The organism is Streptomyces sp. NPDC005402 (assembly GCF_040606575.1).
GTDB lineage: Bacteria > Actinomycetota > Actinomycetes > Streptomycetales > Streptomycetaceae > Streptomyces.
Map to the genome: position 1 here is coordinate 20,256 of NZ_JBEXFB010000010.1, position 21,998 is coordinate 42,253.

Annotated in this window: 18 protein-coding genes and 1 pseudogene; 4 read left to right on the forward strand and 15 right to left on the reverse strand. The window is 71.3% G+C overall.

Features of this window, described 5'->3' with window-relative positions:
- Positions 1 to 115: 115 nt before the first annotated feature.
- From topA to bldG, 7 genes are all read right to left on the reverse strand, one after another.
- Positions 116 to 2,935, reverse strand: a complete 2,820-nt coding sequence (gene topA / locus ABZT02_RS20430) for a type I DNA topoisomerase (RefSeq protein ID WP_356019380.1) — start codon at positions 2,933 to 2,935, stop codon at positions 116 to 118.
- A gap of 260 nt (positions 2,936 to 3,195) precedes the next feature.
- Positions 3,196 to 3,393 (reverse strand): hypothetical protein, encoded by a 198-nt coding sequence (locus ABZT02_RS20435; RefSeq protein WP_356019381.1) that lies wholly within the window; start codon positions 3,391 to 3,393, stop codon positions 3,196 to 3,198.
- Positions 3,394 to 3,825: 432 nt separating this feature from the next.
- Complete coding sequence (locus ABZT02_RS20440) at positions 3,826 to 5,352, reverse strand: class I SAM-dependent methyltransferase (RefSeq protein ID WP_356019382.1); 1,527 nt, start codon at positions 5,350 to 5,352, stop codon at positions 3,826 to 3,828.
- A gap of 263 nt (positions 5,353 to 5,615) precedes the next feature.
- Complete coding sequence (locus tag ABZT02_RS20445) at positions 5,616 to 6,215, reverse strand: small secreted protein (RefSeq protein WP_356019383.1); 600 nt, start codon at positions 6,213 to 6,215, stop codon at positions 5,616 to 5,618.
- Between the two features lie 215 nt (positions 6,216 to 6,430).
- The gene (locus ABZT02_RS20450; RefSeq protein ID WP_356019384.1) at positions 6,431 to 8,839 is read right to left on the reverse strand and encodes a sodium-translocating pyrophosphatase; all 2,409 of its coding nucleotides are present in this window, start codon (positions 8,837 to 8,839) and stop codon (positions 6,431 to 6,433) included.
- 289 nt (positions 8,840 to 9,128) lie between these two features.
- Positions 9,129 to 9,566 (reverse strand): ATP-binding protein, encoded by a 438-nt coding sequence (locus ABZT02_RS20455; RefSeq protein ID WP_356019385.1) that lies wholly within the window; start codon positions 9,564 to 9,566, stop codon positions 9,129 to 9,131.
- 119 nt (positions 9,567 to 9,685) lie between these two features.
- A complete protein-coding gene (bldG, locus tag ABZT02_RS20460) occupies positions 9,686 to 10,027 on the reverse strand; it encodes an anti-sigma factor antagonist BldG (RefSeq protein WP_006132569.1) in 342 nt (113 codons plus the stop codon).
- Positions 10,028 to 10,107: 80 nt separating this feature from the next.
- On the opposite strand from bldG, the gene ABZT02_RS20465 reads away from it, so the two are divergent.
- The gene (locus ABZT02_RS20465; protein ID WP_356019386.1) at positions 10,108 to 12,768 is read left to right on the forward strand and encodes a DEAD/DEAH box helicase; all 2,661 of its coding nucleotides are present in this window, start codon (positions 10,108 to 10,110) and stop codon (positions 12,766 to 12,768) included.
- Here the strand turns inward: ABZT02_RS20465 and ABZT02_RS20470 are convergent.
- Positions 12,734 to 13,024: pseudogene (locus ABZT02_RS20470) on the reverse strand (Rv3654c family TadE-like protein); the annotation flags it as partial. The gene ABZT02_RS20465 and the pseudogene ABZT02_RS20470 overlap by 35 nt on opposite strands.
- Here ABZT02_RS20470 and ABZT02_RS20475 point away from each other — a divergent pair.
- A complete protein-coding gene (locus tag ABZT02_RS20475) occupies positions 12,911 to 13,294 on the forward strand; it encodes a hypothetical protein (RefSeq protein WP_356019664.1) in 384 nt (127 codons plus the stop codon). The pseudogene ABZT02_RS20470 and the gene ABZT02_RS20475 overlap by 114 nt on opposite strands.
- A 37-nt stretch (positions 13,295 to 13,331) precedes the next feature.
- On the opposite strand, the gene ABZT02_RS20480 is transcribed toward ABZT02_RS20475, so the two are convergent.
- From ABZT02_RS20480 to ssd, 6 genes are all read right to left on the reverse strand, one after another.
- The gene (locus tag ABZT02_RS20480) at positions 13,332 to 13,706 is read right to left on the reverse strand and encodes a TadE family type IV pilus minor pilin (protein WP_356019387.1); all 375 of its coding nucleotides are present in this window, start codon (positions 13,704 to 13,706) and stop codon (positions 13,332 to 13,334) included.
- Positions 13,693 to 13,914 carry a DUF4244 domain-containing protein gene (locus ABZT02_RS20485; RefSeq protein WP_356019388.1) on the reverse strand — a complete coding sequence of 74 codons (222 nt, stop codon included), beginning with the start codon at positions 13,912 to 13,914 and terminating at the stop codon, positions 13,693 to 13,695. Before ABZT02_RS20485 ends, ABZT02_RS20480 begins: the two co-directional genes overlap by 14 nt.
- Positions 13,915 to 14,036: 122 nt before the next feature.
- Entirely contained in the window at positions 14,037 to 14,825 is a 789-nt protein-coding gene (locus tag ABZT02_RS20490) for a type II secretion system F family protein (RefSeq protein ID WP_356019389.1), read from the reverse strand.
- Complete coding sequence (locus ABZT02_RS20495; protein ID WP_356019646.1) at positions 14,822 to 15,742, reverse strand: type II secretion system F family protein; 921 nt, start codon at positions 15,740 to 15,742, stop codon at positions 14,822 to 14,824. Before ABZT02_RS20495 ends, ABZT02_RS20490 begins: the two co-directional genes overlap by 4 nt.
- 78 nt (positions 15,743 to 15,820) lie before the next feature.
- The gene (locus ABZT02_RS20500; protein ID WP_356019648.1) at positions 15,821 to 16,990 is read right to left on the reverse strand and encodes a TadA family conjugal transfer-associated ATPase; all 1,170 of its coding nucleotides are present in this window, start codon (positions 16,988 to 16,990) and stop codon (positions 15,821 to 15,823) included.
- Positions 16,991 to 17,178: 188 nt separating this feature from the next.
- Positions 17,179 to 18,297, reverse strand: coding sequence for a septum site-determining protein Ssd (gene ssd, locus ABZT02_RS20505; RefSeq protein WP_356019390.1), 1,119 nt, complete (start codon positions 18,295 to 18,297; stop codon positions 17,179 to 17,181).
- A gap of 611 nt (positions 18,298 to 18,908) precedes the next feature.
- Between ssd and ABZT02_RS20510 the strand changes: the two genes are divergently transcribed.
- A complete protein-coding gene (locus tag ABZT02_RS20510) occupies positions 18,909 to 19,742 on the forward strand; it encodes an HAD family hydrolase (RefSeq protein WP_356019391.1) in 834 nt (277 codons plus the stop codon).
- A 337-nt stretch (positions 19,743 to 20,079) separates the two neighbouring features.
- Here the strand turns inward: ABZT02_RS20510 and ABZT02_RS20515 are convergent, their stop codons facing one another.
- On the reverse strand, positions 20,080 to 20,904 hold the full coding sequence (locus tag ABZT02_RS20515; protein ID WP_356019392.1) for an oxidoreductase: 825 nt from the start codon (positions 20,902 to 20,904) through the stop codon (positions 20,080 to 20,082).
- 101 nt (positions 20,905 to 21,005) lie between these two features.
- On the opposite strand from ABZT02_RS20515, the gene ABZT02_RS20520 reads away from it, so the two are divergent.
- The gene (locus ABZT02_RS20520) at positions 21,006 to 21,992 is read left to right on the forward strand and encodes an ATP-binding protein (RefSeq protein WP_356019393.1); all 987 of its coding nucleotides are present in this window, start codon (positions 21,006 to 21,008) and stop codon (positions 21,990 to 21,992) included.
- Positions 21,993 to 21,998: the final 6 nt, after the last annotated feature.

The following is a 21,998-nucleotide window of genomic DNA, read 5'->3' on the forward strand; positions in this document are numbered from 1 at the left end:
CCCGGGGAGTGCGTCCGCACGTGCGCACGCCCCGACACCAAAGTGATGCCGGGGTGTTCGCTTTGCGAAGCCTCGGTGGAGGAATCCGGCCCTCGGGGCCGAAGGAGGACCGGGATCAGTCCTCGGACGCCGTCTTGGCAGCCGTCGCCTTCTTCGCGGTGGTCTTCGCCGTCGTCTTCTTCGCGGCCGTCGTGGTCTTCTTCGCCGCGGTCTTCTTGGCGGCCGTCGCCTTCTTGGCCGGGGCCTTCTTGGCGGGCGCCTTCTTCGCCGTCTTCTTGGCGGGCGTCTTCGCCCGCTTCTCGGCGAGCAGCTCGAAGCCGCGCTCCGGGGTGATCTCCTCGACGCTGTCGCCGGAGCGCAGGGTCGCGTTGGTCTCCCCGTCGGTCACGTACGGTCCGAAACGGCCGTCCTTGACCACGACCGGCTTCTCGCTGACCGGGTCGGTGCCCAGCTCCTTCAGCGGCGGCTTGGCGGCCGCGCGGCCACGCTGCTTGGGCTGCGCGTAGATCTCCAGCGCCTCTTCGAGGGTGATCGTGAAGAGCTGGTCCTCGGTCTGCAGCGAGCGCGAGTCCGTGCCCTTCTTCAAATACGGGCCGTAGCGGCCGTTCTGCGCGGTGATCTCCTGGCCCTCGGCGTCGACGCCGACGACGCGCGGCAGCGACATCAGCTTGAGGGCGTCCTCCAGCGTCACCGTGTCCAGCGACATCGACTTGAACAGCGAGGCCGTACGCGGCTTCACGGCGTTCTTGCCGGTCTTCGGGGTGCCCTCGGGGAGCACCTCGGTGACGTACGGGCCGTAGCGGCCGTCGCGGGCGATGATCTGGTGGCCCGTCACCGGGTCGGCGCCGAGCTCGAAGTCACCGCTCGGCTTGGCGAGCAGCTCCTCCGCGAGCTCGACGGACAGCTCGTCCGGCGCCAGGTCCTCGGGCACGTCGGCCCGCTGGTGGTTCTCGGAGTCCTTCTCGCCGCGCTCGATGTACGGGCCGTAGCGGCCGACCCTGAGCACGATGCCGCTGCCCACCGGGAACGAGGAGACCTCGCGCGCGTCGATCGCGCCCAGGTCGGTCACCAGTTCCTTGAGGCCGCCGAGGTGGTCCCCGTCGCCGTTTCCGGCGTCGGCCGCTCCGCCGGTGGGCGTGCCCTCACCGAAGTAGAAGCGCCTGAGCCACGGCACGGACTGGGCCTGACCGGCCGCGATGCGGTCGAGGTCGTCCTCCATGCGGGCGGTGAAGTCGTAGTCGACGAGCCGGCCGAAGTGCTTCTCCAGGAGGTTGACCACGGCGAAGGACAGGAAGGAGGGGACGAGTGCCGTGCCCTTCTTGAAGACATAGCCGCGGTCGAGGATCGTGCCGATGATCGACGCGTACGTCGACGGGCGGCCGATCTCACGCTCTTCGAGCTCCTTGACCAGGCTGGCCTCGGTGTAGCGGGCCGGGGGCTTGGTGGCGTGCCCGTCGACCGTGATCTCCTCGGCGCTCAGGGCGTCGCCCTGGGCGACCTGGGGCAGCCGGCGCTCTCGGTCGTCCAGCTCGGCGTTCGGGTCGTCGGCACCTTCGACGTACGCCTTGAGGAAGCCGTGGAAGGTGATCGTCTTGCCGGAGGCGCTGAACTCGACGTCCCGGCCGTCGGCGGCGGTGCCACCGATCTTCACGGTCACGCTGTTGCCGGTCGCGTCCTTCATCTGCGAGGCGACGGTGCGCTTCCAGATCAGCTCGTAGAGCCTGAACTGGTCGCCGGTCAGGCCGGTCTCGGCGGGTGTGCGGAAACGATCACCCGAGGGGCGGATCGCCTCGTGCGCCTCCTGCGCGTTCTTGACCTTCCCGGCGTAGGTGCGCGGGGACGAGGGCAGGTAGTCGGCGCCGTACAACTGCGTGACCTGGGCGCGGGCCGCGGTGACGGCGGTCTCGCTGAGGGTCGTGGAGTCCGTACGCATGTAGGTGATGAAGCCGTTCTCGTACAACTTCTGGGCCACCTGCATGGTCGCCTTCGCGCCGAAACCCAGCTTGCGCGAGGCCTCCTGCTGGAGGGTCGTCGTACGGAACGGGGCGTACGGCGAGCGGCGGTACGGCTTGGACTCGACCGAGCGGACCGCGAACCGCGTCTGCTCCAGGGCGGCGGCCAGGGCGCGGGCGTTCGCCTCGTCGAGGTGGAGGGTGTTCGGGCTCTTGATCTGTCCCAGGGAGTCGAAGTCGCGGCCCTGCGCGACCCGCCTGCCGTCGACGGTCTGGAGGCGGGCGACCAGCGACGACGGGTCCGAGGGGTCCCCCGCGCGGCCGGTCGCGAAGGTGCCCGTCAGGTCCCAGTACTCGGCAGAACGAAACGCGATGCGCTCGCGTTCCCGCTCGACGACGAGCCGGGTGGCGACCGACTGGACGCGGCCGGCCGACAGGCGCGGCATGACCTTCTTCCACAGGACCGGCGAGACCTCGTAGCCGTAGAGGCGGTCGAGGATGCGGCGGGTCTCCTGGGCGTCGACCAGCTTCTGGTTCAGCTCGCGCGGGTTGGCGACGGCGGCCTGGATCGCGGCCTTGGTGATCTCGTGGAAGACCATCCGCTTGACCGGGACCTTGGGCTTGAGCACCTCCTGGAGGTGCCAGGCGATGGCCTCGCCCTCGCGGTCCTCATCGGTGGCGAGGAAGAGCTCGTCGGAGTCCTTCAGCAGGTCCTTGAGCTTCTTGACCTGGGCCCGCTTGTCGGCGTTGACGACATAGATGGGCTCGAAGTCGTGCTCGACGTCCACGCCGAGGCGGCGGACCTCGCCGGTGTACTTCTCGGGCACCTCCGCGGCGCCGTTGGGGAGGTCGCGGATGTGCCCGACGCTCGCCTCGACGACGTATCCGGGGCCGAGATAGCCCTTGATCGTCTTCGCCTTGGCAGGCGACTCGACGATGACGAGTCGGCGGCCGCCCTGTGCGGTCTCGCTGGTCGGGGACAACTTCGCTCTTCTCTCCGGTCGAGGCACTGGGGTCTCCCCAGGCCATGGTTCCCGGGGTCGGGTCATGCGGACGCTGCGGAGTGTGACGGTACATCCCGCCCCCGTGTCAAACGGGAAAAGCCCGCAACGGCCACTCGAACGGTAACCCGACTACCGCCATTCCTGCCGCCCGGAGTACCCACCGGCCTTTTCCGGCTCATCCGGAGGGTGATCTCCCCATTACCGGTCGACCCGCTTGCGACGACCTGCCAGGAGCCGTCCTAGAGGCGGGTGAAGCACCATGCGCCGAGGGCCAGCGTGAGGAGCCCGGCGAGAGTCGCGAGGGTCGCGGATGCGACGGGACTCACACCGTGGGCGACGGGCTCGCGATGCCGTACCCGGGCCGCGGTCCACACCAGCAGCCCTCCTCCGAACAGGGCGAACACCATTCCCGCGAAGATCGCCGGTCCGCTCTCCATGGTTTCCCGTGCCCCTTTTCTCCCGGCCGCGCGTGCGCCTGTGACGGAGACTGGCACGCGCGGGCGGCGGGCGGACGAACCCTGGGTGAACGCCGCGCCGACACGGCCGCGGACACCCCCTGACCGGCCCCCGGCCGACCGCCGGACCCGCCACCCCGGCCGCCCGCGACGCTCGCGGATCTCGTCCGGTTCTCGCCCGCTTCTCACCCGGATCCCGCACTTCTGCGACCGGCCCGCACCGGATCCGGCACGAAATCCGACCGGATTCAGACCGCGCCGACGGGGGTTTCCGCGCACACGATCTTGGTGAATCCCTGCTTTCGGTCGCGCTCATTCCGGCCGGGACCTGAACAGCGCCGATCACCAGGTCGGACTGGGTTCTCTCAACTTCACACCGGCCATGGAGAGGAGCTCATTTCCGGGGTGGTGCGGTCACGCCGGTTCCAGGAACCCCTGCTCCACCAGCACCCGGATCTGTGCGGGCGTACGGTCGCGCAGCATGACCGGGTCCTCGTCCATGAGCTGGGCGATCGCGTCGAGGATGCGGCCCGCGCTCAGCGAGCCGTCGCACACGCCGGCGAAGCCCGCGCCGACGGTGTCCACCTTGGTGGCCCGGCGCATGCCGCGGTGCTGGCGCAGCACCACGTGCTCCGGGTCCTCGGCGCCGGGCAGCCCGACCTGCTCCTGGACGATCTCGGGCACGAGTTTGAAGTGGGCCTCCAGCAGGGCCGCGTCGTCGTTGGCGCGCAGATAGTCGAGGCGCTCGAAGTGTGCCCGGACGGTGTCGCCGAGCGGCTGCTCGACCGGGTGCGGCCACTCCTCCACGGTGAGGGAGGGCACGGCGGAGCCCGTCCTGCGCAGGGTGATCCAGCCGAAGCCCACGGCCTTCACCTTGCGCGCCTCGAACTCGTCCAGCCAGGCGTCGTACAGCGCCTGGTACTCGGCCGGGTCGCCGCGGTGGTCACCGGCGTCCCTGAGCCACAGCTCGGCGTACTGCGTGACGTCCTGCACCTCGCGCTGCACGATCCACGCGTCGCACCCGCGCGGCACCCACGACCTGAGCCTGTCCTGCCAGTCCTCCCCCGCGACGTGCTGCCAGTTGGCGAGGAACTGCGCGAACCCGCCCTCGTTCAAGAGCTCTCCCGCCCCCTGAACGACCGAGCGGCACAGATCGTCCCCGCCCATCCCGCCGTCCCGATACGTCAGCCGCGCACCGGGCGAGATCACGAAGGGCGGGTTCGAGACGACGAGGTCGTACGTCTCCCCCTGCTTGACGGGCTCGAACAGCGAGCCCTCCCGCAGATCGGCCGCCGGGGCGCCGGACAGGGCCAACGTGAGCGCGGTGATGTGCAGCGCGCGCGGGTTGAGATCGGTCGCCGTCACGCGCGTGGCGTGCTGTGCGGCGTGCAGGGCCTGGATCCCGGAGCCGGTGCCGAGGTCGAGGGCGGAGCCGACGGGCGTGCGCACGGTAATGCCGGCCAGGGTCGTGGAGGCACCGCCGACGCCGAGGACGACGCCCTCCTCCCGGCTGCCGATGCCACCGGCGCCGCCGACGGCACAGCCCAGGTCCGACACGATGAACCAGTCCTCGCCACCGGGGCCGCCGTACGGCCGTACATCCACCGTCGCGGCGACCTCATCCGCACCGGCGCGCACCAGCCAGCCGCTCTCCAGACACGCGTCGAGGGGCAGGACGTCCGCCACGCGCGCGTGGAGCACCGGTTGCTGGAGGAGGAACAGGCGTACGAGCACCTCCAGCGGGGTGTCCCCGCGGGTCGCCCGGAGCGCGGGCACGGTCTCGCTGCGGGCGAGGGCCGCGTACGCGGGGGCGCCGAGCAGCTCCAGCAGCCCGTCGGCGGTGAAGGAGGCCCCGAGCAGGGCGTCCCGCAGCCGGGCGGTGACATCGGGACGGCCGGGAGCGGGCGCGGCGGGCAGCGTGGGCAGACTCGAAGTACTCACGCCCCCATTGTGGCCCGCGCCCGCCCCGCGGCACGCCTCACCGAGCGACTCGCGGCGCGGCTCGGCCACGAAGGCCGGCACGGGCGCGCAACGGCGCAACGGCGCGGCGCCGAGGGCGGCCGGGGCTGCCCAGCGAGGCGGCGTCCGCCCGGCGATGGCTCGCGCCGGGCGTAGCCATAGCCGGGCGTGCGGGCCTCTGCGCGGACCGTGCGCCGCGCAAGCGGGGTGACCTCCCGGTCAGCCGCCGGTGGCCCAGCGCCCGCTCAGCTGTCCGTCGCCGAGGCGGACGCCGCCGGCGACGTGGACGCCTGCTTGCAGCCCGACTGCTCGGACAGTGCCTGCTTGGTGTCGCCCGACTCCAGGTCCTTCAGCGCGTTGAGGGCGGTCTGACGCTGCGTCTCCACCTTCTTCATCTCGGCCGAGACGTCCTTGAGACCGGTCGCGAACTTCGCCTGGTCCTTGGTGTCGAGCCCGTCCACCTGCGTCTTCATGTCGGCGTACGACGCCGAGAGGGCCGTGAGCTGCTTGACGGCCTCCTGGAGCTTCTTCGCGCCGTCCTCGGCACCGGGGGGCGCCCCGGCGTTCTGGATGACCGTGGCCCGCGCCTTGTAGCCGTCGGACAGGTCCTGGAATGCCTGGGAGTCGGCCTTCTGGAGCTCCGCCGGGGTGCTCTCGGTGTCCTCGGCCGCCTTGGTGATCGCGTCGTAGGCCGCCGTGATCTTCTTGTTCTGGGCCGGTACCAGGTCACAGACCTTCTTGGCCCAGGCGTCGAGTTCCTTGTTGTCCTCGCTGCCACCGCATCCCGTCAGCGCCAGTACCAGTACCGCACCGCCGGACAGTGCGGCCGCGAGTTTCTTGTTCACCGGATCGGTCCCTTCCGTGGCCTCTCAGCCCCCGGACCTTACACAGCACACGCACCGCACCCGCACACCGAACATCACGAATAGAGCCTGTTTGTCATGGTTCGCACCACGCGAGAGAAGCCTCACGACTGAGCGGCGCGCACGCACAAGACGGGCGGGCGGCGCTTGAACGCGCGCCGCCCGCCCGCCCCTTGAGCTGGGCCTTGAGCCAGGACCTACGAAACCACCGCGGGATCCGCCGACTTGGCCACCTTCTTCTCGTTGTCTTCGTCACCCACGGCGATACCGCGCCGCTTGGAGACGTAGACCGCTCCGGCGATCACGAGGAACGCGAGGACGGCGATGAAGATCCGTACGCCGATGCTCTTGTCCTCGCCGTAGCTGAACTTGATCACCGCCGGTGCGATCAGCAGCGCCACCAGGTTCATCACCTTCAGCAGCGGGTTGATCGCGGGGCCCGCGGTGTCCTTGAAGGGGTCGCCGACGGTGTCGCCGATCACCGTCGCGGCGTGGGCCTCACTGCCCTTGCCGCCGTAGTGACCGTCCTCGACGAGTTTCTTGGCGTTGTCCCAGGCGCCGCCGGAGTTCGCCAGGAACACCGCCATCAGCGTGCCCGATCCGATCGCGCCCGCCAGGAACGAGCCGAGCGCGCCGACGCCGAGCGTGAACCCGATGAAGATCGGCGCCATCACGGCGAGCAGACCGGGCGTGGTGAGCTCGCGCAGGGCGTCCCGGGTGCAGATGTCGACGACCTTGCCGTACTCCGGCTCCTCGCTGTAGTCCATGATCCCGGGATGCTCGCGGAACTGCCGCCGCACCTCGTACACCACGGCCCCCGCCGACCGCGACACCGCGTTGATCGCCAGCCCCGAGAAGAGGAAGACGACCGCCGCGCCCGCGATGAGGCCGACGAGGTTGTTGGGCTGTGAGATGTCCATCATCAGGCTCATCGGCGCGCCGTTCCCGCTGAGCTTCTCGCCGACGTCCTGCGCGCCGGTCGTGATCGCGTCGCGGTACGACCCGAAGAGCGCCGACGCCGCGAGGACCGCGGTGGCGATGGCGATGCCCTTGGTGATGGCCTTGGTGGTGTTGCCGACGGCGTCCAGGTTGGTGAGCACCTGCGCGCCCGCGCCCTCGACGTCGCCGGACATCTCGGCGATGCCCTGCGCGTTGTCGGAGACCGGCCCGAAGGTGTCCATGGCGACGATCACACCGACCGTGGTGAGCAGGCCGGTGCCGGCCAGCGCCACCGCGAACAGCGCCAGCATGATCGAGGTGCCGCCGAGCAGGAACGCCCCGTAGACGCCGAGGCCGATCAGCAGGGCGGTGTAGACGGCCGACTCGAGACCGATCGAGATACCGGCGAGGACGACGGTGGCGGGCCCCGTGAGCGAGGTCTTGCCGATGTCCTGGACCGGACGGCGGGTCGTCTCGGTGAAGTAGCCGGTCAACTGCTGGATGACGGCGGCGAGCAGGATGCCGATCGCCACCGCGACGAGCGCGAGGATCCGCGGGTCGCCGTCCTTGCCGCTGATCGCCGTGTCGGTGACGCCGTCGAGGTCGGCGTACTTCCCCGGGAGGTAGACGAAGACGGCCACCGCCACCAGCACGAGCGAGATCACCGCGGAGATGAAGAACCCGCGGTTGATCGCCGACATACCGCTGCGGTCGGAGCGGCGCGGGGCGACCGCGAAGATGCCGATCATCGCGGTGAGCACGCCGATCGCCGGGACGAGCAGCGGGAAGGCGAGTCCGAAATCGCCGAAGGCCGCCTTGCCGAGGATCAGCGCGGCGACGAGGGTCACGGCGTACGACTCGAAGAGGTCGGCCGCCATGCCCGCGCAGTCGCCGACGTTGTCGCCCACGTTGTCGGCGATGGTCGCGGCGTTGCGCGGGTCGTCCTCCGGGATGCCCTGCTCGACCTTGCCGACCAGGTCGGCGCCGACGTCGGCGGCCTTGGTGAAGATGCCGCCGCCGACCCTCATGAACATCGCGATGAGCGCCGCGCCGAGACCGAAACCCTCCAGGACCTTCGGCGCGTCGGCCGCGTACACCAGCACCACACAGGAGGCGCCCAGCAGACCGAGCCCCACCGTGAACATGCCGACGACGCCACCCGTACGGAAAGCGATCTTCATGGCTTTGTGCGAGACGGCGATGAGATCCTTTTCCGGCTCACCTTCCGCCGGAGTGGCTTCTCGTGCCGCCGCGGCCACACGCACATTGCTGCGCACGGCGAGCCACATGCCGATATAGCCGGTGGCCGCCGAGAACGCCGCGCCGATCAAGAAGAACACGGATCGGCCTGCACGCTGATTCCAGTCGTCCGCGGGCAGCAGCATGAGCAGGAAGAACACGACGACGGCGAATACGCCGAGCGTGCGCAGCTGGCGTGCCAGATAGGCGTTCGCGCCTTCCTGGATGGCCTTTGCGATCTTTTTCATGCTGTCGGTGCCCTCGTCGGCCGCGAGCACCTGGCGCACCAGGACGCCTGCCACCACGAGCGCCGCCAGGGCGACGACCGCGATGACCGCGATCAGTACCCGGTTGTCGTCGGTGAGCACCGCGGCCGCGAGGGTTGTTGTGGGCTGGTCCAACTGATCAGGGGTAGAAAGCCCCGCCATTCGTCCTCCTTGACGCTTGGGCTGAGCTCAAGATGTGGACGGATTGTAGGTACCCCGCCCTGATCAAAACAGGGCGCGGTAATCGGAATTCGCCTTTACAGAACCTGAAAGCAGTAATGCCTCGAAGGCATTCATGGCCGATATCTTGATCGTGAACCAATTCACGAAACGCATCGCACCAGACCACTGTAGGCACAGAAAGCCCACGCCGACATGCGGAAGGGCCCCACCAGGGTGGTGGGGCCCTTCCGCATGTCGAACAGAAATCTGATGCGAACCGGGGAGAAAATCAGGGGAGTGCTACGGCCGGCGGCGTGGTCGGCCAGGTCATACGGATCTGACCGCCATGCTCCCCTGCGGTGACCTCGACGTCGTCGACGAGGCCGCTGATGACCGCGAGGCCCATCTCGTCCTCCTCGGTCTCCGGGTCGGGCTCCTCGCCCAGTGCGCCCGGCACCCGGTCACCCGGGACCGAACGCGGTGCCTCGTCGCCGACCTCGATGGAGAACTGCTTCTCCTCCTCGATCAGCAGCACCTTGACCGGCGCGGTGATGCCGCCGCTCTGGTGCAGTCCGACGGCACGGGTGCAGGCCTCGCCGACGGCGAGCCTGACCTCGTCGAGGACGGCCTCGTCCACTCCGGACCTGCGCGCCACCGCTGCCGCCACCAGTCGGGCGGTCCTGACGTGCTCGGGCAGCGCGCTGAAGCGGAGTTCAACGGTGGCCATGCATCCCCCTCGGAACTACGGGCGTGCTGTCGGGGGACCGGGCCGCCGAAAGCCCGGACCCCTTCTTTTTGCTTCTGCCGACGTCCTCCTGCCGATCCGGGCACGGGCCCGGGAACGGGTCAGTCGGTCGCCGCCACCGCTTCCTCGACCGAGGTGTGAATAGGGAACACCTTGGTGAGGCCGGTGATTCGGAAGATCTTGAGAATGCGCTCCTGGTTGCAGACCAGGCGCAGCGAGCCCTCATGGGCACGCACCCGCTTCAGTCCGCCCACCAGTACGCCGAGCCCGGTGGAGTCGAGGAAATCCACGCCCTCCATGTCGACGACAAGGTGGAAACTGCCGTCGTTCACCAGCTCGACCAGCTGCTCGCGCAGCTTGGGCGCGGTATATACGTCGATTTCGCCACCGACCCTGACGATCGTGCGATCGCCGACGGTCTCGGTCGACAGGGACAGGTCCACGGATCCTCCAGCACCTTGCTATCGAGCGGTCGCCCCTCGGGACACCTCGGCAGAGCCCCCGGGACGGTTCGCCAGCCGCGATGGCATTCAATCACTTACCGGCAGGCGTGCACGACGCCTTGGTCCCATTGTCCGTCACGCCAGTGACACACTCGGTGCCGATGGCCAAGAATCTCCGATCCGATCGACCCTCGACGGACGCCGGTCCCCGCCCCACGCCGAGCACGGTCCTGGACCGGCTCGCCGCCGGGCCGAGCCGGGCTGCGCGCATCACTCATACGGAGCACTTGCCCCCACGTGCGGGTCGCCATGCCGTCTGGCCCGACCGGATCCGTTCGGAGGTCATCTCGGCCGTCCAGGCCTGCGGCATCGAGCACCCCTGGGCCCACCAGGCACGCGCGGCCGAACACGCTCTGGACGGCGAGTCGGTCGTCGTCGCCACCGGCACCGCCTCCGGCAAGTCCCTGGCGTACCTCGTGCCGGTCCTCTCCACGCTCCTGGACGGCTCCGAGGCCCCGAACGGCCGCGGCGCCACCACGCTCTACCTGTCCCCCACGAAGGCCCTGGCGGCGGACCAGTGCCGCTCGGTGAAGGAACTTTCACAACCGCTGGCCAATTCCGTGCGCCCCGCGGTCTACGACGGCGACACGCCGTTCGAGGAACGCGAGTGGATCCGCCAGTACGCCAACTACGTGCTGACCAACCCGGACATGCTGCACCGCGGGATACTCCCGTCCCACTCCCGCTGGTCCTCCTTCCTGAAGGCGCTCAAGTACGTCGTCATCGACGAGTGCCACACCTACCGGGGCGTTTTCGGCTCCCACGTCGCCCAGGTGCTGCGCCGTCTGCGCCGCCTCTGCGCCCGCTACGGCGCCTCCCCCGTCTTCCTGCTGGCCTCCGCGACCGCCGCCGAGCCGTCGGTCGCCGCCCGCCGCCTAACCGGCCTCCCGGTGGTCGAGGTCGCCGACGACGCCTCACCGCGCGGCGAACTGGTGTTTGCCCTCTGGGAGCCCCCGCTCACCGAGATGCAGGGCGAGAAGGGCGCCCCCGTCCGCCGTACCGCTACGGCGGAGACGGCCGACCTCCTCACCGACCTCGCCGTGCAGGGCGTGCGCTCGGTCGCCTTCGTGCGCTCCCGGCGCGGCGCCGAGCTGATCTCCGTGATCGCCCAGGAACGGCTGGCCGAGGTCGACCGCTCCCTGGCCCGCCGCGTGGCGGCTTACCGCGGCGGCTATCTCCCGGAGGAGCGCCGCGCCCTGGAACAGGCCCTCCACTCGGGAGAGTTGCTGGGCCTGGCGGCCACCACCGCCCTGGAACTCGGCATCGACGTCTCGGGGTTGGACGCCGTGCTGATCTCCGGCTACCCCGGCACACGCGCCTCCCTGTGGCAGCAGGCCGGCCGGGCCGGACGGGCCGGCCAGGGCGCCCTCGCGGTCCTGGTGGCCCGCGACGACCCCCTGGACACCTTCCTCGTCCACCACCCCGAGGCCCTCTTCGACCAGCCGGTGGAGTCCACGGTCCTGGACCCCGACAACCCGTACGTCCTCGCCCCGCACCTGTGCGCGGCCGCGGCGGAACTGCCGTTGACGGACGAGGACATGGAACTGTTCGGACCGGAGACCGAGAGCCTGCTGGGGCAGCTGGAGTCCGCGAAGCTCCTGCGCCGCCGCACCAAGGCCTGGCACTGGACCCGCCGGGAGCGGGCCGCCGACCTCACCGACATCCGCGGGGAGGGCGGCCGGCCCATCCAGATCGTCGAGTCCGGCACGGGCCGCCTCCTCGGCACGGTCGACGCGGGCTCCGCCCACACCGCCGTCCACGAGGGCGCGGTCCACCTCCACCAGGGCCGCACCTATCTCGTCCGCTCCCTGGACCTGGAGGACTCGGTCGCCCTGGTCGAGGAGGCGAACCCGTCCTACTCGACGGTCGCCCGCGACACGACCTCCATCACCGTCCTGGAGACGGACACCGAGATCCCCTGGGGCGACGGACGCCTGTGCTACGGCTCCGTCGAGGTCACCAACCAGGTCGTCTCCTTCCTCCGCAGACGCCTCATCACCGGTGAAGTACTGGGCGAGACGAAACTCGACCTCCCTCCTCGCACGCTCCGCACGCGCGCCGTGTGGTGGACGGTCACCGAGGACCAGCTCGACGAGGCCCGGATCAACCCGGAGATCCTCGGCGGCGCCCTGCACGCCGCGGAACACGCCTCGATCGGCCTCCTCCCGCTCTTCGCGACCTGCGACCGCTGGGACATCGGCGGGGTCTCCATCCCCCTCCACCCCGACACGCTGCTCCCCACGGTCTTCGTCTACGACGGCCACCCGGGCGGCGCGGGCTTCGCGGAGCGCGCCTTCCACACCGCCCGCGCCTGGCTCACCGCCACCCGCCAGGCCATCGCCTCCTGCGAGTGCGACGCCGGCTGCCCGTCCTGCATCCAGTCCCCCAAGTGCGGCAACGGCAACGACCCGCTGCACAAGAGGGGGGCGGTACGGCTCCTCACGGTGCTGTTGCGGGGAGCACCGGAGGAGGGGCTCCCCGCGGGGCCGGACGGGGGACATCCCGGGTCGCCGGAGGAAGGGCTCCCCGGAGTCCTGGAACCCGGTCTGCAAAAGCGGCCGGACCTCCAGCGGGCACCGGAACCCGGGACACCCCGGAAGGCGTCGCCGCAGAGCCGTCGAGAGCCGACGGAAGCGGAGCCTCCGACGGAACCGGCCCCGCAGGCCCCGCCCGGGCCCTGACCTCCGCCGTGAACGGCCCCCGTCCCGAGGCCGCCGTCACGTCGGAGATCTCGCCGACCATCGCGCACCGCACGAGCCGCGCACCCTGGTCCCGCGCCACCTCCTCCGCCCGGGCGCAGGCCACCGCGGACCCGTCGGCCCAGTGGTCCGCCGCCGCGAGCGCCGCGAGATCCGCGCCACCGGCAGCCCGATGCCGTACGACGACGGCCTGCCCGAGGGCCAACACGGCCCCGAACACCACACACAGCACCGCGATGGCACCGACACTCCAGACGGTGGCGGAACCCCGGTCCGAACGATCGGCGGCGACATGAGCGCCGGCGAACCGGACGGCAGCACGACGGACATCGCCGAACCGGCCGACAGTGCGGCGGGCGTCGGCAAAATGCCGCTCACCGCCGGCGCGGGCCACCACGAACCGCCCCGCCTTCACGAACCGGGCCCTCGCCCACCGCACGGCGCCGAACCGGACGTCGGCGAACCGCCCGCTCGGGTGACGCCGTCGCGCGGACCGGCCCACCACTGACCGCCCGGCGGCGACCCGCGCTCCGAAGCACCACCCCTCACCCCCCTTCATCGCTCGTCACCACCGTCGCCTCCACCAGGGCCACGGCCTCCTCCCGCACCTCGAAGGGCAGGCCGTGCAGCGCGGGTGGCTTCGCCACGACCACGACACGGACCCGGTCGCCCTCCCGGGCGACCGTCACCTCCGCGTCGCGCGGTGCCGTGTCCCGAGCCACCCGGACGACCGCCTCGTCGGGGTCCTCGCGGGCCGCCGCGCGGGCGCCCGCCCTGGCCGCGTCCACACACTGGATCTGCGCGGCCACCACGAGCAGCCCCCACACCAGTGCCATCGCGAACATCACCAGCACGGGCAGCACCATGGCCGACTCCGCCGTCACGAACCCCTGGTCCGCCGCCCGTTCACGCCTTCGCATCGAGGGCCCGTTTCACGATGGCCTGGAGTTCCGCGCTGACGGCCCCGCTCGTCACCACCTTGTAGAGCACCACCGCGAACGCCACCGCGGCGACGATCCCCATCGCGTACTCGGAGGTGACCATTCCCTCGTCCCCGCGCATCGACCGCACCCGGCACATCGTCCTGCACACCAGGGCACGCATCCGCGCCCGTACCGTCCTGTACATCTCAACCCCCATAAGGATCAGTCCTGTTGATCACTGTCTGACTGCTCGTCCGACTGCTCGTCTGTTGACGTGTCGGCCTGTTCGTCCGCCTGCTCGTACGCCGGTTCACCGACCGCCGGCCGTCATCGCGCACCCCCTCCCAGCACCCCTCCCGCGAGCCCGACCACGATCGGCAGCACGCCGATGGCGATGAACGCGGGCAGGAAACACAGCCCCACCGGCGCGGTGACCAGTACGGCGGCCTTCCGTGCCCGTGCCGTCGCGGCTCGCCCCCAGTCGGCCCGGGCGTCCGCCGCGAGCCCGGCGACCGGTCCGGCCGCGGGCAGGCCGGTCACATCGGCGCGTTCCAGCAGCCGGGCCAGCGCTCCGGCGCCCGGTGTCGAGGCAAGCCTTCGCCAGGCGTCACCCGGTTCGCCGCCGAGCCGTACCTCCGCCGCCCCGCGCGCGAGTCCCTCTCCCACAGGGCCGCCCAGGGCCTCGCCCACGGCCTGTGCGGCGATCACGGGACCGGCGCCCGCCGCGATACAGGCGGCCAGCAGGTCGGCGGCGAGCGGTAGTTGCCGGGCCGCCTCGCGCGCGTCGGCCTCCCCGACACCCACGCCGGCCGTCTGACGTAGCCGCCACCGCCACAACCCCGCCGCGACGGCCAGTCCGACCACGGCACCGGCGACCCCGCCGACCAGTACCCACCCGGCGCACCCGACGCCGAGCACGGGCAGCCACCGCCGCGCGAACTCCCGCGCCTCGAACCGCGGGCCCTCGGCCCTTGCCTCCGCGGCGGCCAGCAGCTCTCCGAGCCGCCGCCGCAGGATCCGCTCACGCCGCGCCGCGGCGGCCCACCGGGCGAGCCAGGCGACCACCAGTGCGGTCCCCAAAACCGCCCCCAGCCTGTGGACAACTTCCGCGCTCATGCCGCCTCGGCTCCCCGTACGATCCGCGTCGCCCACCACATCCCGACGCCCTCCAGGAGGCCGCCGACCAGCAGGCAGCCCAGCCCGGTCCCGGTGTGCAGAAGGACGTGCAGGGGATCGGCGCCGAGGGCGGCACCCAGGCTCAGCCCGAGCACGGGCAGCGCGGCGAGCATCCACGCCGTGGACCGCGCTCCCGCCAACTGGGCGCGCAGATCGGCCCGTTGGTCCCGCTCGGCCCGCAACGCCCCTTCGAGCCGGTCCAGCCCGGCCGCAAGCCCCGCGCCCTGGTCCACGGCCACCCGCCAGCACGCGGCGAGCCCCAGCAGCCCCTCGGCACCGGGCCGCCGGGCCGCCGCCGCGAGCGCCGTCGGCACATCCCCGCCGAACCGGGCCGCCGCCAACACAGTGGCCTGCGTCTCCCCGAGCCCACCGGATTCCGGCGCTCCAGGGCCGGGCCCACCCGAGCAGGCCCCACCGTCTCCCGCCCCCTCGAAGTCCCGCACGGCCCCCACCAGCGCCTCCCCCGGCTGGCGACCCGCTCGCACCTCCCCGGCGACCACCGCGCACAGCGCGATCACCGCGTCCGTCCGCCGCTCACGCACCCGGCGCTCCTCCCGGGTCAGCCGCACCCGCCGCAGCAACGGCACCCCGGCCGCCCCCGCGACGACCGGCAGCACCGAGGCCCCCAGTACGGCGAGCACCAGCCCGGCGGCCGCCGCCCACCACTCGAACCCCAGCCGCCCACGAACCCGCCGCAGCTCCCGCACCAGTCGCCGCCACGGCGGAGGCCCCACTCCCGCCATCCCGCCGCCGGCCAGCAGCAGCTGCGCCCGCCGCATCCCGGAACGCCGTCCGCCCCACAGCCACACGGCCGCCCCGAAACACCCCACGGCCACTCCCGTCGATCCCACCGGCATCTCCCCCATTCCGATCACCACGTCCTCTCACCGTCCGAGCTCTCTCGTCGCCGTCCCGTCGCTCCCGGCCCCTCCGAGTCATCCGCCCTCTCCCGGGCCCCGCATCGCACCCCCGAGCAGCCCTCGCAGCCGCTCCCACCCCCGCTCGTACGCGAACGCCTCCGCTCCCCACCGCAGCGCCGGCACCGTCCGCACCAGCCCGGTGGAATCCCGCTCCAGCACCCGAACCTCGTCGATCCGCCGCCGGCCGGCCCGGTCGCGCACGAGATGCAGCACGACCGACAGGGCGGCCGCCAACTGGCTGTGCAGCGCGGCCCGGTCGAGTCCGGCAGCCGTGCCCAGCGCCTCCAGACGGGCCGGTACGTCGGCCGCCGCGTTGGCGTGGACGGTCCCGCACCCGCCTTCATGGCCCGTGTTCAAGGCGGCCAGCAGATGCACCACTTCGGGCCCACGCACCTCGCCCACGACGAGCCGGTCCGGCCGCATCCGCAGGGCCTGACGCACCAGGTCCTCGAGCGTGACGAGTCCGGCGCCCTCCTGGTTGGCGGGTCTCGTCTCCAGCCGGACGACGTGCGGATGGTCCGGCCTGAGCTCCGCCGAGTCCTCCGCGAGCACGATCCGCTCACCCGGCCCGACGAGCCCCAGCAGCGCACTCAGCAGCGTTGTCTTCCCCGTGCCCGTCCCGCCGCTGATGAGGAAGGACAACCGCGCGTCGAGCAGCGCCCGCAGTACCCGGTCCCCGCCCGGCGGGACCGTGCCGGCCGCGACCAGTTCGTCCAGCGTGAAGGCGCGGGGCCGGACGACCCGCAGCGCCAGACAGGCACAGCCGACGGCGACCGGGGGAAGCACCGCGTGCAGCCGCGTTCCGTCGGGCAGCCGGGCGTCGACCCAGGGCCGGGCGTCGTCGAGGCGCCGCCCCGCCACCGCGGCGAGTCGCTGCGCGAGCCGTCGTACGGCGGCCGCGTCGGGGAAGGCGACGGCGGTCAGTTCGAGTCCGCCGCCCCGGTCCACCCAGACCCGGTCCGGCGCGGACACGAGGACGTCCGTCACCGACGGGTCGGCTAGCAACGGTTCCAGGGGCCCGCTGCCGACCAGTTCGGACCGCAACAGCTCGGCCGCGCCCAGCACTTCGGTGTCCCCGAGGACCCGTCCCTGCTCGCGCAGCGCCTGTGCCACCCGCGCGGGCGTCGGTTCGGCTCCACTCTCGGCCAGCCACTGCCGTACGCCGGCCAGCAGCCCGGGGGCCATGTCCGTACCGGCTGCCGCGACCGCCGTAGGCACACCCGCCAGGGCTGACCGCGGCCGTCCGACGGTGCCGACCGGTGCGTCACCCGAGCGCCGTCGCTCAACGGAACCCGCGGTCGGCTCACCCGTCCGCCGCCCCCTGGCAGAACCACCCTCCGCGCCGTTCACCCCTTCGAACCCTGAGAACACGCTCATGCCGCCCCCGCCCCCGCCTCCGTCAACGCGCGCTCCCAGAACTCCTTGCAGAACCGCGCCAGCGGTCCCCGTACGGCCGCCCCCGGCGGTGATCCGCTCCCCTGTGGCCGCTGGAGCGCCGACTCGACCGGGACCTCGCCCACCAGGGGCAGTCCGAGCAGGCGGGCCACCTCGCGGTCGTCGAGGCCGGGTGCGTACGGGCCGCGTACCGCCACCCGCAGGTCGCGCAGGACCATGCCGACCGCTGAGGCCACGCGGCCGGCCGCGGCGACGGCGCGCAGCTCGGCGGGGACCACGAGGATGCCGAGGTCGAGCTGGGCGAGCGCCTCGGCGACGCCGTCGTCGAGGCGGCGCGGCAGGTCGACGACGACGGTGCCGCCCCGGCGCCGGGCCGCTGCGAGCACCGCCCGTACGGCCTGGGGCGGGACGGCGATGCGGTCGCCGCGGTCCCAGCTCAGGACCCGCAGCGAGTGCAGCCGGGGCAGCGACTCCTCCAGGGCCCCGCCGCCGACCCGGCCGCGCGACGCGGCGAACGCGGGCCAGCGCAGCCCCTCGGTGCTCTCACCGCCGAGGAGTACGTCCAGTCCCCCGCCCAGCGGATCGGCGTCCACCAGGAGTGTGCGCAGGCCCTCACGCGCGGAGGTGACGGCGAGGGCACACGCGAGCGTGGAGGCTCCGGCCCCGCCGCGGCCGCCGATGACACCCACGGTGAGAGCGGGCCGGCCGACGCCCTCGGTGACGTCGGCGATCCGGTCGACCAGCCACTGCTCACCGTCGGGCAGCATCAGGACGTGATCGGCGCCGATCTCGACGGCTCGCTTCCACACCCCGGAGTCGTCCTGGTCCCGGCCCACGAGCACCACTCCGCGCCTGCGGGCGGCCCCGCGCACCCGCCGCGCGGCATCGTCGCCGACCAGGATGAGCGGAGCGGCCTCCCAGCTGCCCCTGGGCTGAGGCACGCCGTGATGGACCTCGGCGGTCGCCCCTGCCGCCGCGCACAGCCGCAGCAGGTCGTCGAGCAGGTCCTCGTCCTCCGTGACGATCAAAGGCCGGCCCGGACGCCCTCCGGCGGCCGGCTGTCCCTCGTGTGTGACGGCTGCGGTCACGGTCTCCATCCCCCTTCACCGCGCCGCGCGAGGGCCCGTAAAGGGCCCGCGCGGCGCCTCTCCCACGAGGCCCCTTCGGCCCCGCGATTCCCAAACATGTGAAGAACCGGCAACCGGCCTCCATATGAACGGCCGATACGAACCGGCCAAACACACCCGACAAACCAGAACCGGCCATGAAGTCGGCCGGAGCGGGACGTGTGGGAATCACGGTGCAGCGATCCCGGAAATCGTGTGGATCTTGGTCGATAACTGTGGACAACTCGGCGGTTGTGAATATCGCCGTCACCCATACCGGTGAGCCCGTGCCACCTGTGCACGACTTCCGCAGAGCAGCGCCACGACTACACTCAGTGACGAATCATGGGCATGCGGAAGAGGCGGCCGAAGCCGCCTCGAAGCGGTCGCAGAACTGCGTACGGAAGAAGAAAAACCCACCCGGACATGCGACGACCCCCACCGGGGGGGAGAGTGGGGGTCGTCTCCACGGGCCGACTCGGGGGGGGGAGGAGCCGGACCGGGTTAGCACGGTCGCGAACGATCCGTGACTTCCATGGTGTACCCGAGAGCCCTCTCAGGCAAACCCACACGCCTCACCTTACGCCGAATGGGCTGCGCCTATGCTCGGGGTCGTGGAAAACCACTCCTTGCCCCGCACAGCTGCCTTCTTTGACCTGGACAAGACGGTCATTGCGAAGTCGAGCACCCTCACCTTCAGCAAGTCCTTCTACCAAGGCGGGCTGATCAACCGCCGGGCCGCCTTGCGGACCGCGTATGCCCAGTTCGTCTTCCTCGTCGGCGGTATGGACCACGACCAGATGGAGCGCACCCGCGAGTACCTGTCCGCGCTCGTGCGCGGCTGGAACGTCCAGCAGGTCAAGGAGATCGTGGCCGAGACCCTCCACGAGTTGATCGACCCGCTCATCTACGACGAGGCCGCCTCCCTCATCGAGGAGCACCACACCGCCGGCCGGGACGTCGTCATCGTCTCCACCTCGGGAGCCGAGGTGGTCGAGCCGATCGGCGAACTCCTGGGCGCCGACCGGGTGGTGGCGACCCGCATGGTCGTGGGCGAGGACGGCTGCTTCACCGGCGAGGTGGAGTACTACGCCTACGGCCCGACCAAGGCCGAGGCGATCAAGGAACTGGCCGAGTCCGAGGGGTACGACCTGGAGCGTTGCCACGCCTACAGCGACTCGGCGACCGACCTGCCGATGCTCCAGGCCGTGGGCCATCCGCACGCGGTCAACCCCGACCGGACGCTGCGCCGCGAGGCCCTCGCCCGCGGGTGGCCGATTCTCGATTTCCACCGGCCGGTCCGGCTCAAGCAGCGGCTGCCCGGATTCGCCGTACCGCCCCGCCCGGCGCTCGTCGCGGTCGCCGCGATAGGAGCGGCGGCAGCGACGGCAGGGCTCGTCTGGTACGCGAATCGACGGCGGTCGACAGTGGCCTGAGTCGATTCCACCTACTTGGCGCCTATTTGAGGATAAAAGTAAAGAACGGCGGCCAGGGGTTCCGCTTGCCCAGGTCCAGGAGTACAAAGGGGTTAGCGGCCCGCGAGACCAAGGACATCCGAGAGGATCACCTTAAAAACGCATTTGGCCCCACGGACCGAGCATGGACACCGAGCACCCACGCGACGTCGACCCGTCGATTACGGGCCAGCCGCACCAGGTGACGGGCGAAGTTCCCGACCTGATGGGCAATATATCGAGGACGCTTGGTAACCCGGTGAACATGCCAGCGGCGGTACGAATCCTTTCGTACCGCCGCAACCCTGTTCCAGGGAGTTCACGCCGCGCCGCGCTGGAGCGCCTCGCACACCGCCGTCGACTCGCGCGCGCCCAGTTCGATCGCGCTGCCGCAGTGGGCGATCCAGGCGGCCATGCCCTCGGGGGTGCCGGAGACGTATCCGTCGAGCGCCGCCAGATAGGCCGCACGGCCCAGTTCGGCGTGACCGACCTCCGCCGGGCAGACCGACTTCGGGTCGAGACCGCTGCCGACGAGAACGATCCGCGCGGCCGCGCGCGCGACCAGGCCGTTGTGGGAGACAAAGGGCCTGAGGGCGAGGAGCTCGCCCTGCACGACGGCGGCCGTGACCAGGGCGGGGGCCGAGCTGCCCGCGATGACCAGTTCGGACAGGCCCTCCAGTCGGCCCGAGACCTCGGCCGCGCTCGGCAGGGGCAGCTCGATGAGCGGCTCGTCGACGCCATCGCCGGCTTGTCGGGGACGCCCGATCTCGTCCTCGTCGGTCGCCGCGGCGACCAGATGGAGCCGGGCCAGCACCCGCAGGGGTGACTGCCGCCAGATGGACAGCAGCTGCCCGGCTTCAGCGGTCAGTCTGAGGGCCGCGCCCATGACCCGCGCCTCGTCGTCGACGCCGAAGTCCGAGCGCCTGCGGACCTCTTCGAGGGCCCAGTCCGCGCCGGACAGCGCGGCCGAGCCGCGGGCGCCGCGCAGGGCGGCCTCGGAGGTGATCTCATTGCTGCGGCGCCGCATGACACGGTGCCCGTAGACCCGGTCCACGGACTTGCGCACGGACTCCACGGAGTCGGCCACCCCGGGCAGCGAGCCCAGGGCCGCGAGCGGATCGGCGTTCGCGCCTGTCGTACTCATGAGTACGACCCTACGCAACCCAGCCGCGCACCCCTCGATGGAGTGGTCTTCTTCACGCACTCCTGCCACATACAGCTATCGTCCGACTACTCTTGGTGAACATGAAAATTGCTTTCGTCGGGAAGGGCGGCAGCGGCAAGACCACCCTGTCCTCCCTGTTCATCCGCCATCTCGCGGCGACCGGAGCGCCGGTGATCGCCATCGACGCCGACATCAACCAGCACTTGGGGCCGGCGCTCGGCCTGGACGAGGCGCAGGCGGCCGCGCTGCCCGCGCTGGGCGAGCGGCTGCCGCTGATCAAGGAGTACCTGCGCGGCACCAACCCGCGGATCGCCTCAGCCACGGAGATGATCAAGACCACTCCGCCCGGCGCGGGCTCGCGGCTGCTGCGGGTGCGCGAGGACAACCCCGTCTACGACGCCTGCGCCCGGCCGGTGGAACTCGACGGCGACATCGTCCGTTTGATGGTCACCGGCCCCTTCACGGACGCCGACCTGGGGGTCGCCTGCTACCACTCCAAGACGGGAGCGGTGGAGCTCTGCCTGAACCACCTGGTGGACGGGCCGCGCGAGTACGTCGTGGTGGACATGACGGCGGGCTCGGACTCCTTCGCCTCCGGCATGTTCACTCGCTTCGACATCACGTTCCTCGTCGCCGAGCCGACCCGGAAGGGGGTCTCCGTCTATCGCCAGTACAAGGAGTACGCCCGCGACTTCGGCGTCGTCCTGAAGGTCGTTGGCAACAAGGTGCAGGGTCAGGACGACCTCGACTTCCTCCGCGCCGAAGTCGGGGACGACCTGCTGGTGACGATCGGGCACTCCGACTGGGTGCGCGCCCTGGAGAAGGGCCGGCCACCCCGGTTCGCACTCCTGGAGGACGTCAACCGCCACGCCCTGCGCCGGCTGCGGACGGCCGTCGACGCCACGTACGACCTGCGCGACCAGGAGCGCTACACCCAGCAGATGGTGCACTTCCATCTGAAGAACGCGCGGTCCTGGGGCAACGAGCGCACGGGGGCCGACCTGGCGGCGCAGATCGACCCCTCGTTCGTCCTCGGCGAGAGCGCGGTGACCGCCGCGGGCGTCTGACGGCCA